The organism is Blastococcus sp. SYSU DS0617 (assembly GCF_054051075.1).
Genome location: NZ_JBJHAO010000007.1, coordinates 183,851 through 198,376, shown reverse-complemented (window position 1 = coordinate 198,376; position 14,526 = coordinate 183,851). Strand labels below are relative to the sequence as shown.

General features: G+C 75.2%; 16 protein-coding genes. 9 read left to right on the top strand and 7 right to left on the bottom strand.

Annotated features, from left to right (window positions below):
- Positions 1–73 precede the first annotated feature (73 nt).
- The 6 genes from ACI793_RS10595 to coxB are packed head-to-tail and all read right to left on the bottom strand — an operon-like array spanning position 74 to position 5,204.
- Entirely contained in the window at positions 74–898 is an 825-nt protein-coding gene (locus ACI793_RS10595) for a c-type cytochrome (RefSeq protein WP_456606334.1), read from the bottom strand.
- Positions 895–1,287: a c-type cytochrome gene (locus ACI793_RS10590; RefSeq protein ID WP_456606333.1), complete on the bottom strand. Its 393-nt coding sequence runs from the start codon at positions 1,285–1,287 to the stop codon at positions 895–897. The genes ACI793_RS10595 and ACI793_RS10590 overlap by 4 nt, the downstream gene beginning before the upstream one ends.
- Positions 1,278–1,745, bottom strand: a complete 468-nt coding sequence (locus tag ACI793_RS10585) for a hypothetical protein (RefSeq protein ID WP_456606332.1) — start codon at positions 1,743–1,745, stop codon at positions 1,278–1,280. The genes ACI793_RS10590 and ACI793_RS10585 overlap by 10 nt, the downstream gene beginning before the upstream one ends.
- Positions 1,742–2,350: a cytochrome c oxidase subunit 3 gene (locus ACI793_RS10580; protein WP_456606331.1), complete on the bottom strand. Its 609-nt coding sequence runs from the start codon at positions 2,348–2,350 to the stop codon at positions 1,742–1,744. The genes ACI793_RS10585 and ACI793_RS10580 overlap by 4 nt, the downstream gene beginning before the upstream one ends.
- Positions 2,347–4,251 (bottom strand): cytochrome c oxidase subunit I, encoded by a 1,905-nt coding sequence (gene ctaD / locus ACI793_RS10575; protein ID WP_456606330.1) that lies wholly within the window; start codon positions 4,249–4,251, stop codon positions 2,347–2,349. Before ctaD ends, ACI793_RS10580 begins: the two co-directional genes overlap by 4 nt.
- A complete protein-coding gene (gene coxB, locus ACI793_RS10570; RefSeq protein WP_456606329.1) occupies positions 4,248–5,204 on the bottom strand; it encodes a cytochrome c oxidase subunit II in 957 nt (318 codons plus the stop codon). Before coxB ends, ctaD begins: the two co-directional genes overlap by 4 nt.
- A gap of 128 nt (positions 5,205–5,332) precedes the next feature.
- Between coxB and ACI793_RS10565 the strand changes: the two genes are divergently transcribed.
- From ACI793_RS10565 to ACI793_RS10525, 9 genes are all read left to right on the top strand, one after another.
- Positions 5,333–5,986: an ABC transporter ATP-binding protein gene (locus tag ACI793_RS10565; RefSeq protein ID WP_456606328.1), complete on the top strand. Its 654-nt coding sequence runs from the start codon at positions 5,333–5,335 to the stop codon at positions 5,984–5,986.
- Positions 5,983–6,666 (top strand): heme exporter protein CcmB, encoded by a 684-nt coding sequence (locus tag ACI793_RS10560; RefSeq protein ID WP_456606327.1) that lies wholly within the window; start codon positions 5,983–5,985, stop codon positions 6,664–6,666. Before ACI793_RS10565 ends, ACI793_RS10560 begins: the two co-directional genes overlap by 4 nt.
- A gap of 77 nt (positions 6,667–6,743) precedes the next feature.
- On the top strand, positions 6,744–7,484 hold the full coding sequence (ccsA, locus tag ACI793_RS10555; RefSeq protein ID WP_456606326.1) for a cytochrome c biogenesis protein CcsA: 741 nt from the start codon (positions 6,744–6,746) through the stop codon (positions 7,482–7,484).
- Between the two features lie 91 nt (positions 7,485–7,575).
- A complete protein-coding gene (locus ACI793_RS10550; protein ID WP_456606325.1) occupies positions 7,576–7,989 on the top strand; it encodes a cytochrome c maturation protein CcmE domain-containing protein in 414 nt (137 codons plus the stop codon).
- Positions 7,986–9,983: a heme lyase CcmF/NrfE family subunit gene (locus ACI793_RS10545; protein ID WP_456606324.1), complete on the top strand. Its 1,998-nt coding sequence runs from the start codon at positions 7,986–7,988 to the stop codon at positions 9,981–9,983. The genes ACI793_RS10550 and ACI793_RS10545 overlap by 4 nt, the downstream gene beginning before the upstream one ends.
- Positions 9,980–10,519, top strand: a complete 540-nt coding sequence (locus tag ACI793_RS10540) for a TlpA family protein disulfide reductase (protein WP_456606323.1) — start codon at positions 9,980–9,982, stop codon at positions 10,517–10,519. Before ACI793_RS10545 ends, ACI793_RS10540 begins: the two co-directional genes overlap by 4 nt.
- Positions 10,516–11,697, top strand: coding sequence for a cytochrome c-type biogenesis protein CcmH (locus tag ACI793_RS10535; protein ID WP_456606322.1), 1,182 nt, complete (start codon positions 10,516–10,518; stop codon positions 11,695–11,697). The genes ACI793_RS10540 and ACI793_RS10535 overlap by 4 nt, the downstream gene beginning before the upstream one ends.
- Entirely contained in the window at positions 11,694–12,098 is a 405-nt protein-coding gene (locus ACI793_RS10530; protein WP_456606321.1) for a hypothetical protein, read from the top strand. Before ACI793_RS10535 ends, ACI793_RS10530 begins: the two co-directional genes overlap by 4 nt.
- A gap of 17 nt (positions 12,099–12,115) precedes the next feature.
- A complete protein-coding gene (locus ACI793_RS10525) occupies positions 12,116–12,994 on the top strand; it encodes a cytochrome c oxidase assembly protein (RefSeq protein WP_456606320.1) in 879 nt (292 codons plus the stop codon).
- An 18-nt stretch (positions 12,995–13,012) separates the two neighbouring features.
- Here ACI793_RS10525 and ACI793_RS10520 read toward each other — a convergent pair whose 3' ends face one another.
- Positions 13,013–14,482 carry a phytoene desaturase family protein gene (locus tag ACI793_RS10520; RefSeq protein WP_456606319.1) on the bottom strand — a complete coding sequence of 490 codons (1,470 nt, stop codon included), beginning with the start codon at positions 14,480–14,482 and terminating at the stop codon, positions 13,013–13,015.
- Positions 14,483–14,526: the final 44 nt, after the last annotated feature.

Genomic DNA, 14,526 nt, shown 5'->3' with positions numbered 1-14,526 from the left:
GCGGCGCCGGCCCCGAGGACGACGGGCCGGCGCCGCGACGACGTGCGCGACCGCGGGCGGGGTTCCGTGGCCGTCACGGCTGCGGGTCCTCCCTGTCCTCCTCGTCCGAGGGTGTGCTGCCGGCCGGCTCCGGTGCCGACCGCCGGCCGACGCGGACCACGAGCACCAGCGCGCCGGCCGCCGCCAGCGCGATCAGGCCGGTGAAGACGCCCCCGTAGACGCGGCTGACGTCCGAGAGCCCGAGCGGCGTGGTGTCGGCGTCCGAGAGGTCCTGCACGTAGGCGGCGATGTCGTCGGCGTCCTGCTCGCTGAGGACTTCGTCCCCGAACCGCGGCATCTCGAACGGGCCCACCCGGAGCGCCTCCACGATCGCGGTGGGGTCGATGCCGATGACCTCCGGGGCCACCGTGCCGTCGGCGGAGATGCCACCGCTCCCAGCGGCGCTGTGGCAGGGGGCGCAGTTGGTCAGCCAGAGCGGCTGGCCGCGACCGGGGTCGCCGGCCCCGACCTCCGGGACGCCGCCCTCGAGCCCGAACTCGGCGGTCATCCAGTCGACGACGGCCTCCCGCTGCTCCGCGGAGAGCTGCTCCTCGACGGCCCCGACCTCCCGGTGCAGGATCGGCATCCGGCCGGTCCGGATGACCAGGTCGACGTAGGCCACCGGCAGCCCGCGGAGGTCGGGGCCGGCCTCCACGCCGGTGCCGGGGATGCCGCTGCCGTCGTTGTTGTGGCAGATGCCGCAGAACCGCTGGTAGACCGTGCCGCCGTCCACGATCTCCTCGGTCGCCGTCGGGGCGGGGGCGGCCTCGACCGGCGCGGTCACCAGCGTGAGGCCCGCGCAGGCCAGGACCAGCGCCAGCACGAGCACCCAGCGCGGTGCTACGCGGCGGGCGCTCACGGCGCGTCCAGGGAGTACAGGTAGGCGACGATGGCGTCCACGTCCTCGTCGGTCACCCCCAGGTCCGGCATCAGGTTGCCGGGGTCGACGTCCTGGGGCTCCTGGATCCAGAGCCGCAGGTTGTCCGGCGTGTGCGGCAGCGTGCCGGCGATCGTGCGCCGCTCGACCAGGGTCCCGAGGGGCGGGCCCACCCGCCCCTGGGGCCCGGCGACCCCCGGCACCTGGTGGCAGGACGCGCAGCCGTACTCGCGCAGCAGCTCCCGCCCGCGGTCCTCGGACGCCTGCGGCTCACCGGTGGCGTCGGCGCAGGCGGTCAGCCCGGCCGTGACCGCCACGAGCGCCGCGGCCAGCCGGGGCCGGATCTCCCGCCGTCCCCCGGTCACCAGCACGGTCCGTACGCGAGGACGGGCGGCAGCGCCAGCACGATCAGGCCGACCGCCAGCAGGTTCATGGTGAGCCCGGTGAGGGCGAGCATCCGGTTGCGGGCGGGGCTGGGCACGGGGTCCCAGGCGCCGGCGGGAGGCGCCCCGGCAGGGTCGCGGCGCCGCCAGGGCAGCAGCGGCCGGGGCTCCGGTCCGGGGACGGCGGTGGACTCGTACTGCGGCGGCAGGTGCCGCATCGCCCACCACGACGCCCAGGTGGCCGCACCGGCGGCCCCGGTCAGCAGCACGGTCAGCACGACCAGGAAGGCGGGGAGCGCCGGGCCCTCGGTGGGGCACGCCGCCTCGATGGACCAGTAGCCGATCAGCAGGTGCAGCAGCCAGGCCGCGGTGCCGCCGCCCACGCCGAACCAGAACAGGATCGGGCGGCCGGCAGGGCGCTTGGTCTCCGGGGTCGCGGCCGTCACCAGAACCTCGGTGTCAGGTAGAGGGTGGCGGCGATGACAAGCCAGGACCAGACGACGAAGTACCAGTAGTGCGCGGCCGTCACCGCCATCTCCTGCTCGCGGGGTCGCATGCTGTCCGTCCGCACGCGGAACAGCACGATGCCCAGCCCGAGCAGGGCCAGGGCGGCGTTGACGTGGTGGAAGCCGGCCAGGGCGAGGAAGAGCGACCCGTACACGTCGCGCTGCGGGTCGATGTCGTTCGCGCCGTAGTCGGCGTACTGCACCAGGAGGAACCCCACCCCCAGGGCCACGGCCGCGCCGAGCGCGACCGGGACCCGGCCGGCGGCCCGGCCCGCCCGGGCGGACAGGTGGACCGCGGCCACCGGAACGGCGCTCAGGAGGAGCAGCCCCGTGGCCACCGCGGTCAGCCCCAGTGCGGGCTCGGGCGCCGGCTCGGGGGGCCAGGTGTCGAATCCGTCGCGCAGGTAGAAGTAGGCGAACTCCAGCGCCGCGAGCATCGACACGAGGACGAGGAGGAGCAGCAGCATCCCCCACCACCCCGTGCCCCGGGCGATGTGCGGGGCGGGGCGGGGCGCGGTGTCCCCGGCGTGTCCGCTGGTCCTCACAGCTGGTCCTGCCTGTTCCAGACCCAGGCCACGCCGATCACGACCGCGACGAGGACGCCGGTGAGCGCGACGGGGTAGACGTCGATCATCGTGCCGATCAGGGCGACGGTGAGCGCGCCGGCCATCAGCAGCGGCCACCACGACTTCTGCGGCAGGGTGACCAGCTCCTCCGGAGCGGCGTCCAGGATGCTGGTGAGCACGACCTGGCGCACGGGAGTGCGCGGCTCGCGCAGCTCGTCCTGCCAGGTGGCCGGGTCGTACCTCGGCCGGAACGGCCGGGTGTCCCACAGCGGCGAGCGGCTGGCGACCTCCGGGATGGCGCGGAAGTTGTACGCCGGTGGGGGTGAGGTCACCCACCAGTCCAGGGTCTCCCCGCCCCACGGGTCGTCCCCGGCACGCTCGCCGTAGCGCGCCGACCGCACCACGTTCCCCAGCGTCATGAGCAGGCCCAGCGTGAGGACGACGGTGCCCGCGGTCGCGATCGCCTGGGTGGTCTCCCACCCCGTGTCCTCGGCGTACGTGTAGACCCGGCGCGGCATGCCCTGCAGGCCGGTGATGTGCAGCGGGAAGAACGTCACGTTGAACCCGACGAAGGTGAGCCAGAACGCGGTCTTGCCGATGCGCTCGTCGAGCAGCCGGCCGGTCATCTTGGGCATCCAGAAGTGGACGGCGGCCAGCACCGGGAAGAGGATCCCGCCGATGAGCACGTAGTGGAAGTGGGCCACCACGAAGTAGCTGTCGTGGGCCTGCTGGTCGAACGGGACCGAGGCGACCATCACCCCGGTGACGCCGCCGAGGACGAAGATCACGATGAAGCCGACGACGTACATCATCGGCGTCTTCCACACCGCCCGCCCCTGCCAGATGGTGGCGATCCACGCGGACACCTGGATGGCGCTCGGGATCGGGATGAACAGGCTCGCCACGGAGAAGAAGGCGAGCCCCAGTTGCGGGATCCCGGTCACGAACATGTGGTGCACCCACACGCCGAACGACAGGATGCCGATGGCCACCGTCGAGACGGCGATCAGGCTGTAGCCGACGATCCGGCTGCGGGCGAAGACGGGCACGATCGTGGAGACGATGCCCAGCCCCGGCAGCAGGATGATGTAGACCTCGGGGTGGCCGAAGAACCAGAAGAGGTGCTGCCACAGCAGGGAGTCGCCGCCGGCCCCCGGATCGTAGAAGTGCGTGCCGATCTTGCGGTCGAGTTCGAGCAGCACGCTGGCGACCACCAGGGGCGGGAACGCGAAGATGACGGCGATCCCCGTGACCAGCACGTTCCATGCCAGCAGCGGCATCTGGCTGATCTTCATGCCCGGCGCCCGGTACCGGAGGATCAGCACGACCAGTTCGATCGCCCCGGCGATGGTCGCGATCTCCACGAACGTCACGCCGAGCAGCCAGAAGTCGATCGAGGAGCTCGGGGAGTACTCGGGCCCGGTCAGCGGGGTGTAGGAGAACCAGCCGCCGTCGGGCACCTGCCCGAACAGGAAGCTGCTGTAGAGGAAGATGCCGCCGAGCACGTAGATGTACCAGCCGAAGGCGGTCAGCCGGGGGAAGGGCAGGTCCCGGGTGCCCAGCAGCAGCGGCAGGAAGTACATCGCGAACGCTTCGCCCACCGGCACGGCGAAGAGGAACATCATCGTCGTGCCGTGCATCGTGAACAGCTCGTTGTAGGTCTGCGCATCGAGGAAGGTGCTCTCGGCGCTGCCGAGCTGCCAGCGCATGAGCACCGACTGGATGCCGCCCAGGGCGAAGAAGACGAACGCCGTGATCAGGAAGCGCTGGCCCACCTGCTTGTGGTTCAGCGCCGTGAACCAGCCGGCCGCGCCCGGCGGCGTCGCCCAGGTGGCGGCGAGCCGGTCCTCGGTGGCGGGCGGATCCTGCAGGGCCGTCATTCGAGGCTCTCCAGGTAGGCCAGCAGCGCCTGCAGGTCCTCTCCCGAGAGGTTGCTCGGCGGCATGCGCACGCCGGACTTGAGGCCCTGTGGATCGAGGATCCAGCCCGCCAGGTTCCCCCGCGTGTTCTCCAGCATCCCCGCCGCGATCGTGTCGCGGGAGGCCAGGTGGGTCAGGTCCGGTGCCAGGTCGTCGCCCTCGCTGACGTCCTCGATCCGGTGGCACTGGCCGCAGCCCGCGGCGAGGAACACCTCGCGGCCGGCCTCCTCGAGGTCGCTGTCCGGCTCCGCGGTGGCCGCTTGCAGGGCGAGCAGGTGCTCGCCGAACTCCTCCTCCTCCTGGGCGACGAGGACGAACTGCATGCGGGCGTGCTGGATGCCGCAGAACTCGGCGCACTCGCCGAGGTACCGCCCCGCCTCGTCGACCTGGAAGGACAGCGTGGTGGTCCGGCCGGGCAGCAGGTCGAGCTTGCCGGCGACCTGGGGGACCCAGAGGCTGTGGATCACGTCCGCCGACGTCATCTCCAGCCGGACGGGGCGGCCGACCGGGACGTGGATCTCGTTCGCCGTCACGACGTCGGCCTCGGGGTAGTGGACCTCCCACCAGAACTGGTGCCCGACCACCTCCACCGTCAGCTCGCCGGGCGGTGGTGGCCGGGAGATGTCCACCCCGACGACGAGGCTGTAGGCGAAGACGGCGGGCAGGACGACGAGCGGCACGATCACGCCCCAGACGGCGATGAAGGCCTTGGCGCCGTGCTCCGATTCCCGCGGTGCGCGGCGCGCACGGTGCCGCAGCGCCAGCACCAGGAACACGACCGTGGCGAGCCAGAGCAGGCCGCCGAGGGCGATCATGAACCAGGTCAGGCCGGCGATCTGCGCCGCTTCCGGTCCCACGGGGTCGAGCACCGGGCCGCCGCCCGGTGCGGCCACCGGGGGGAGCTGCGTGCGCACGACCCGACCCCCCGTGGCGGATGGAACGGGTCGCCCCCGGCGGCTCCCCGCGGTCCTCCCGACCCTAGTGCGTGTACTCGACCGCACAACTCCGGGCGCCGGCCCGTGGTGGCACGATCCTGTCCACGATGACCCCGTCCACCAGCGCATCCGGCCGTTCCGGGGCCACGACGTCCCGCGCGCTGGAACTGGACCGGGTCGCTCATCGCTACGGGCACCGGACGGCACTCGCGCCCCTCACCCTGCGGCTCGCCCCCGGCACGGTCTGCGCCGTGAGCGGCGGGAACGGCGCGGGCAAGACGACGTTGCTGCGGATCGCGGCCGGCCTGCTGGAACCGACGGAGGGGTCCCGGTCGGTGGCCGGCCCGGCGCTGTACCTGCGGCCGGGTGCGGGCGCCCGACGCGGCCAGCGCGCGGTCGACGCCGTGGCCTTCGCCGCCGCCCTGGCCGGTCGCGAGGCCCCGGCAGCCACCGCCGCGGAGGCGCTGTCGGACTGCGGCCTCGCTGATGAGCTGCGGGAGCGCGACACCGGACGGCTCTCGGCCGGCCAGCGGGCGCGGGTGACCCTGGCCGTGGCCCGCGTGGTCGCTCCGGCCGTGCTCTGCCTCGACGAGCCGCTCGAGCACCTCGACGCCGCGGGCCGGGCCGCGGTGTGGCGGACCGTCGAGACCCTGACCGCCGGGGGGACCGCCGTCCTGATCGCCGGGTCGGACCTGGACGACGCCGGCCCGGTGGACGCGTGGCTCGTCATGGCGTCGGGTGTCGCGACGGTGACCGGGTGAGCGGCCCCTCGCGCCCGGCGCCGGGGCCCGCGCGCGCCGGCACCCTGCGCCTGGTGGCCGTCGTCGTCCGGCGGGATGCGCGGATCGCGCTGGGCGGGGTGGACGCACTCGCCTCGGTGCTGCCGTTCGTGGCCGCCGGGGTCGTCCTCGGCGGGCTGGTGTTCGGGCCCGACCCCGCCGATCTCCGCCGGTCGGCGCCGGGCCTCGTCTGGCTCCTGGTCCTCACCGCCGCCGTGCCGCTGGCCCGGCTCGTCGCGGCGGCCGAGCGCGACGACGACTGCTGGGACCTCCTGCGCGGGCTCGTGCCACCCGGGGCGCTCTTCCTCGCGAAGGCCACCGTGCTGTGGCTGGCGCTGGCGGCCACGTGGGTCACCGGGAGCGTGCTGGCGCTGCTCCTGATGGAGGGGCCGCTGACGCTCGCCGGGTGCGCCGCAGCGGTCCTGGGGCTGGCGGGCGTCGCGGCGGCGGGGACGGTCTTCGGCGCGCTGCTGGCGGCCTCCACCCGCGGCGCGGGCCTGCTGGCCGCGCTCGTCCTGCCGGCCGGGCTGCCCGCCCTCCTCGCCGGGACGCAGGCCGCCGTCGCCGACTCGCCGCTGCCGTGGCTGGTGCTGCTGGCCGCCTACGACCTGGTCGCGGTGGCGGCCGCATGGGCCGTGTTCCCCTCGCTCGTCGAGGAGTGAGAGGCTGGCCGGGTCCCGTTGAGCCAACTGTTCCCGAGCCTGCCCGGTCGGGGGCTGGTCGACAGGAGGTGAACCGCGTGCCCACGACGTCGCGAAGCGGCGACAGGCTGCTGGCCGCCGCCGCCCTGCTGGCCGCCGCAGGGGCGCTGGTCCTCGGGCTGGCCGTGGCTCCGGAGGACGCCGTCCAGGGCAGCGCCCAGCGGCTGATGTACGTGCACGTCCCCGCCGCGTGGGTCGCCTACCTGGCGTTCGCGACGGTGCTCGTCTGCAGCGCCGCGTACCTCCTGCGCCGTGACCTGCGCTGGGACCGGTACGCCCAGGCGGCCGCGGAGCTCGGCGTCGGCTTGACCGCCCTCGCCATCGGCCTGGGCATGCTCTGGGGGCGCCCGGTCTGGGGCGTCTGGTGGACCTGGGACGCCCGCCTGGTCACCACGGCGGTGCTCCTGCTCGTGTACCTCGCCTACCTCGGCGTCCGGCGGCTGGCCGACGACCCGCAGGTCGCGGCCCGCCGCTCGGCCGCGATCGGCATCGTCGCCTTCCTCAACGTCCCCCTCGTGCACTTCTCCGTGGTGTGGTGGCGGACCCTCCACCAGCCGCCCACCGTGCTCGGGCCCGACGGGAGCCCGCCGATCGACGGCACGATGGCCACCGCCCTGGCGGCCGGGGTCCTGGCGTTCACGCTCGCCGCGCTGCTCGTCGTCCGCCGCCGGGTCGCCCAGCTGGACGTGCACCGGGCCGTGGAGCCGGCCCTCGGTGCCGGTCCCCCCGGCGGCCACACCCCGCCGGTCATCACCGTGGCGCCGAGGGCGGGCCGGTGAGCGGGGACCTGGCAGTCGTCGTCGGGTACCTGCTGACGCTGGTCGTGTGGGCGGGCTACCTGTGGGCCACCCGACTGGGGCGGAGCGGTCGATGAGCCACCCGGCGACGCGGCGTCGCACGCTGTCGCTGCGTCTCCTGGTGGTCGTGGGGGCGGTGGCCGGTGCGCTCGCCCTGCTGGGTGCCGGGGGACTGGCCGACACCCTGGTCTACTACCGCACGCCGACGGAGCTGCTGGCGGAGCCGCCGGACGAGGACGAGCGTCTCCGGCTGGGCGGCCTGGTCCTCGCCGGATCGCTCGACCGCGTGGGCGCGGAGGCGCGGTTCACGGTCACCGACGGCGTCGCCGACATCCCGGTGGTCTACGTCGGGGCGCTGCCGGCGGTCTTCGCCGAGGGCCAGGGCGCGGTGGTCGAGGGCCGGCTCCGCCCGGACGGCGTATTCGCCGGTGACCTCGTCCTGGTCAAGCACTCGAACGAGTACCGGCCGGTGGAGGAGCCCGGATGACGTCGCTCCTCGGCACGGCCGCGCTGGCCTCGGGACTCGTCCTGGCGGTCACGACGGCCGGCGTCTGGGCCGGCGTCGCGGGCGGCCGCGGGACGACCGGACCGGCCAGGCAGCTGGCCTACGCCACCCTCGGGGCGGCGGTCGCGGCCGTCGTCGTCCTGGAGTGGGCGCTGCTCACGCACGACTTCAGCGTGCGCTACGTGGCGGAGAACGGCGGCCGGGCCGTGCCGCTGTACTACACGGTCACGAGCCTGTGGTCGGCCCTCGAGGGGTCGTTGCTGCTGTGGCTGGTCGTGCTCTGCGGCTACACGGCGGCGGTCGCCCGCCGCCCCGACCCACGTGCGTCCGGGCAGCACCCCTGGGTCCTGGTGACGCTCGCGGTGGTCGCCGCCTTCTTCTTCGCGCTGGCGCTGTTCGGTGGCAACGCGTTCGAGCCGGTGTCCCCAGTGCCGGCGGACGGGCCGGGGCCCAACCCGCTGCTCCAGGACAACCCGCTGATGGGGGTGCACCCCCCGCTGCTCTACCTCGGCTACGTCGGTCTGGTGGTGCCCTTCGCCTACGCGATCGCCGCACTGGTCACCGGGGACACCGGGCGCGGCTGGCTGCTCGCCGTCCGCCGCTGGACCCTCGTGGCCTGGACGTTCCTGACCGTGGGCATCGTGCTCGGCGCCTGGTGGTCCTACGCCGTCCTGGGGTGGGGCGGGTACTGGGCCTGGGACCCGGTGGAGAACGCGTCGCTGCTGCCCTGGCTGACCGCCACGGCGTTGCTGCACTCGGCCATGGTGCAGGAACGGCGGGCGACCCTGCGGGTGTGGAACCTGTGCCTGGCGGTGGCGGGCTTCGTGCTGGTGCTGGTCGGCACGTTCCTGACCCGCAGCGGGATCGTCGACAGCGTGCACGCCTTCAGCCGGTCGTCCCTGGGCGCCCTGCTCCTGGGCTTCCTGGCCGTGGTGCTGGTCGTCGTGGCGGTGCTGCTGGTGTGGCGCGCGGACCGGCTCGGTCCCGAGGGGACCCTGCGCGCCGGCCTGTCGAGGGAGACGGTCTTCCTCGGCAACAACGTCCTGCTGGTCGGGCTGGCCTTCGTCGTCCTCCTGGGCACCCTGTTCCCGGTCTTCGCCCAGCTCGCCGACGGCCGCCAGGTGTCGGTCGGCCCGCCCTACTTCAACCGGATGGCGGTGCCGCTGGCGCTCGCCGTCCTGCTCCTGATGGCGATCGGCCCCGTGGTGTCCTGGGGGAGCGACTCCGTGCCCTCCCTGGCCCGGCGGCTGGCGATGCCGGCCACCGCCTCGGTCGTCGCGGTCACCGGTCTGGTCCTGCTGGGTGTCCACGGCGCGGCGCCGCTGGCCGCCTTCGGTCTCGCCTGCTTCGTCCTGGCCACCTCGCTCCAGCTGGTCGGCCAGGGCGCCCGGGTGGTCCGGGAGGCCACCGGCCGGTCCTGGCCTCGGGCGGTCGTGGAGGCCGGGCGACGGAGGCGACGGCTGTACGGCGGGCTCACCGTGCACGTCGGGGTGGCGGTGGCCGCGGTGGCCATCGCGGCGTCCTCCTCCTACGAGACGGCGGTGGAGCAGCGCATCGCGGTCGGCGAGAGCGTCGAGGCGGCCGGCTGGACGGCGCGGCTGGACGCGGTGGACCGCGAGCGCACGGCGCAGGAGATGCGCGTGGTGGCCCAGCTCTCCCTGGCGGAGTCCGGGAGCCGGCGCGGCACGGTCACCCCGGAGCTGCGGACCTTCCCCGCCCACGGCATCACGGTCGCCTCACCGGCCATCCGGTCCACGCCCGCCGGCGACGTCTACCTCACCGTCACGGAGGTCGACGCGGATGGTGGCTGGGCCCTGGTCCGGATTGCGGTGAATCCGATGGTGTCCTGGCTGTGGGCCGCCGGGGGCATCATGGCCGCGGGTGCGCTGGTCGCCGGGTGGCCGGCCCGTCGTCGTGCGCGCGGGGAGCCGGCGCCCGCGGACGACCGGCCGCTCATGGGCGCGGGGCGCCCATGAGCTCCCGCCGCTGGCTGCTGCTCGCCTCCGCGCTGCTGGTCGCGGCGGCCCTGACCGTGCCGCTCGCCCTGGCGCTGGACCGGTCGAGCGGAGCAGCCCCCTCGGCGGTCGTGGACCGGCCGGCGCCGGTGCTGTCCGGGCCGACCCTCGACGGTGGCCACGTCGACCTGGCGGACCTGCGCGGATCGGTGGTCCTGGTGAACGTCTGGGCCTCCTGGTGCGCGCCCTGCCGGGAGGAGATGCCCCTCCTGGACGCCACGGCGCGGGAGTGGGCACCGCAGGGGCTGCGGATCGTCGGCGTGGACGTGAACGACGAGGACGACGCCGCGCGGGAGTTCCTCGCGGGCCTCGGGGGAGTGTCCTTCCCCAGCGTCGTCGACGCCGACGGCCGGCTCTCCCTGGAGTGGGGGACCACCGGCGTCCCCGAGACCTTCGTGGTCGACCGCGACGGCACCGTCGTCGCCAAGCGGTTCGGCCCGGTCACCTCCGCATGGCTGGCCGAGGACGTGCTCCCGCTGCTGGAGCGGGCACGATGAGCCGGTTCCGGGTCCTCGCCGTCGTGCTGGCGGTGGCGGCGTTGGTCGCCGCGCTGTGGTGGCGGCAGGACACGTCCGGCACCAGGGATCCGGCAGCGACCGCCCGTGATGTCGCGACCGGTCTGCGCTGCCCCACCTGCGCGGGTGAGTCGGCGGCGGACTCGGCGGCACCGGCGGCCCGTGCGATGCGCACGGTCATCGCCGAGCGCGTGGCGGCAGGGGAGAGCCCGGACGAGATCCGGAGCTACTTCGTCGAGCGGTACGGCGAGTGGATCCTGCTCGACCCCCCACGGGAGGGGGTGGGGTGGTCGCTGGTCGTGCTGCCCGGAGCGGCGCTGGTGGGCGGGGTGGTCGCCGTGGGTCTCCTGGTGTCGCGCCGGCGACCCTCAGGCCGGCCGTCGCTGACCGAGGACCAGCGGAGCCGCGCGGAGGCCGTCGTGGCCGCGGCGGCCCGGCACCCGGACCGGCTGAGCGGATCCGGGGACGAGGAGCGGCTGGAGGCCGCCCTGCAGCTGCTCGACGACATCCGTTCCGACGCGGGGCGGACGACGGCGGCGCCGGAGGTCGAGGACCAGCTCCTGGCCGAGATCCTCCGGCTGGGGTCCGGGCCGGTGGACGGGCAGGGCGACGGGCGGGGGGCGACGGGGCCGGCCGAAGCCCCCGGAGCCGGTGCGGGGACCGTGACCGGCGCAGTGCGGCGTCGCCCACGGGCGGCGGTCGTCGTGCCGGCCGTCGTGCTGGCCGTGGCGGGCGCCGTCGCTCTCGTCGCGTTCGCCGCGGTCCCGCGTGGTGCCGAACCCCCGGAGGCGTCCGCCGCGGTGGGTCCGGACGTCACCGACGAACTCCTCCGCCAGGCAGCGGCCCTCGAGGACGAGGGCCGCCTCGCCGAGGCGGTCACCGCCTATCGGGCCGTGCTGGAGGAGCGACCGCAGGACCTGGCCGCGGTGATGTCCCTGGCGTTCGCGCTGGTCCGCGACGACCGTCCGGGCGAGGCGGTGCCCCTGCTGGAGGCGGTCCTGTCGGCCGCCCCGGACCATCCCGAGGCGCTGCTGCTCCTGGGAACGGCCGAGCACGAGCTGGGCGACGGCGACGCCGGGGCGACCCTGCGGCGCTTCCTGGAGCTCGCGCCGGACCACCCCGCCGCCCCGGCGGTCCGGAACCTGCTGGACGTGCCGTGAGCGGGCGCGTGCCCCGGCCGGGCCGGCTGCTCCCCGGGCTGGCGGTGGCGCTGGCCGTCGCCGGCTGTGCCACCGCGCCGGCGCAGGTCGCCCCGGTGGCGCCGGCCGCCGAGCAGCGCGTCGGCCTGACGGAGTGGGAGATCGTCACCGAGGGCCGCGCCCTGGTGGCGGGCACCGTCCGGCTCGTCGTCACCAACGCCGGCGCCGCTCCCCACGACCTGGCCGTGCGCGTGGGCACCGAGGAGCGGGCCGTCACGCCGGTGCTGGAATCCGGCGAGACCTCCGAACTCGGCTTCGACGTGGCCGCCGAGGAGCGGGTCGAGCTGTGGTGCACCGTGACCGGCCACCACAGCGCCGGCATGCACACGGTCCTGGACGTCGTCGACGGGCCCGGCGGGTGACGGGCGGCCCGGGACCGGTGGAGCTCCTGGCCCATCCGCTGGGGACGAGCGGGTACGGGGAGTTCCTCACGCTCGTGGTCCTGGTCCACGCCGCCGTCGCCTACCTGTGCCTGCTGGTCCGCGCCGCGCCGCGCCGCCGGTCGCCCTGGGCCGCCGTCGGGCCCGGCCTGGCCTGGCTGCTCGGTCTGACCGCCCTCGGCGTCGCGCTGGCGTCACCGCTGGAACGGCTCGCCGAGGACTCCCTGCTGGCGCACATGGTCCAGCACCTGCTGCTCACCGTCGTGGCGGCCCCGCTGCTGGTGCTCGCGGACCCGGTGCCGCGCGTGCTCACCGCGCTCCCGGCCCGCGCCCGGGCCGTCGTCGTGCCGCCGTGGTCGGCGGTGGTCCGGCGCGCCCGCCATCCCGCCGTCGTCCTCGGCGCGGCCGGCACCTACCTGGGCGTCGTCCTCCTCTGGCACCTCCCGGGCGCCTACGAGGCGGCCGTGCGCTCGGACGCCGTGCACGTCACCGAGCACCTCACCTTCCTGCTCACCGCGGTCGCGTTCTGGTGGTGCGTGCTGCGCGTTCCCCGGCGGCGCCTCGGGCACCTGGTGGCGGGGCTGGTCGCCGTGCTCGTCCCGGCGTTCGGGGAGGCCGTGCTGGGCGGCGTCATGATGCTCTCGTCCAGCCCCTGGTACGGCGTGTACGTCGGGAGGGCGGCCGAGCACGGCCTCGACCCCGTCGCCGACCAGCAGGTGGCGGGCGCCGTCCTGTGGGCCGCGGGCACGCCCGTCTACCTGCTGGCCGCCGTCGTGCTGGTCCTGCGGCTGGTCCGGTCGGCGCCCCGGGACGAGCAGCCGCCGGTCCCGCCCATGCCTGCCCGGTCCCGGCCGGCCCTGGACGCCGTGCCGCGCTGAGCGCGGCGTCGCCCCTGCTCAGGCGGTCCGGGGCAGCAGCGGCGGAGCCGTGCGCACCCCGAAGACGTCGCGCAGCGCCACCTGCGCCGCGTTGTCCCCGCACATCCCGTGGACGGCGGGCCCGGGCGGGGTGGCCGCCGACGCGAGGAAGACGCCCGGCAGCGGCGTGCGGTAAGGATTCCAGCGGGGCACCGGCCGGGCGAGCATCTGCCACAGGGACGCCAGCCCGTTGGAGATGTCACCGCCGGCGTAGTTGGGGTTGTGCGCCTCCAGCTCCCGCGGGCCCATCGTGTGCCGGTCGAGGACCGTGTCGCGGAAGCCGGGGGCGAAGCGCTCCACCTGCGCCTCGATCCGCTCGGTCATGTCGACCTCCGATCCCCGGGGCACGTGCACGTAGGCCCAGAGCACGTGGCCGCCGGCCGGTGCCCGGCCCGGATCGACGACGGTCGGTTGCACGGCCAGTACGAACGGCCGTTCGACGTGCCGCCCCTCGGCCGGCGCGGACTCGGCGGCGACGGTCTCCTCGAGGGTCCCCGACAGGTGCACCGTGCCGGCGCGGCGGACGTCGGGGTTGGTCCAGGGCACCGGCTCGGACAGCGCCCAGTCCACCTTGAACACCCCGGGTCCGCCGCGGTACCGGCCCACCCACCGCCGGTAGCCCTCGTGCACGCGGTCCCCGGCCATCCGGACGAACGCCGCCGGCGTGGTGTCGAGCAGGACGGCGGGCACGCCGTCGAACTCCCGCAGATCGGTCACCTCGTGCCCGGTGACCAGCTCGCCGCCCTGCTCCTCCAGAGCGGTGACCATGGCGTCGGCGAGGCGCTGCGACCCGCCCTCCACCAGCGGCCAGCCGCGTTGGTGGGCGAGCATGCCCAGCAGCACCCCGAGCCCTCCGGTGATCATCCGGTCCAGGTCCAGCATCCCGTGGGCCGCGGCGCCGGCGAGCAGGGCACGGGGCTCCTCGGTGCGGAACCAGAGCCGGGTCAGCCGGCCGATGTCCGGCAGCCCGTTGGCGGCGAACCAGGCCAGCGCGGGGAGTCCCCGGCCGGGCAGCCGGCGGAAGGCGCTGCCCAGGACGTAGTCGACGACGGTGTCCCCGTGCTCGACCAGCGGGCCCAGCAGACGGCGGTAGGCGGGGCCGTCCGGTCCGAAGCCCTGCGCGGTCTCCTCCAGCGACGGACGGACGACCGCCGCGCGCCCCCCGTCGAAGGGGTGCGCGTAGGGGACCTCCGGCGAGAGCAGCCGCACTCCCCGGGCGGCGAGGTCGAACTCGCGGAAGAAGGGAGCCGCGGCGGCCATGGGGTGGACCGACGCGCACACGTCGTGGGCGAAACCCGGCCGGGTCAGCTCCGCCGTGCGCAGCCCGCCACCGGGCCGCGCGTTCCGCTCGACGACCTGCACCCGCAGCCCGGCGGCCGCCAGCCGCAGGGCCGCCGCCAGCCCGTTGGGCCCCGCACCGACGACGACGGCATCCGGCTTCCCGCTCATCGCTCCCATGCTCGGGGAGGACCCCCTGACCGGCCAGTGGGCGA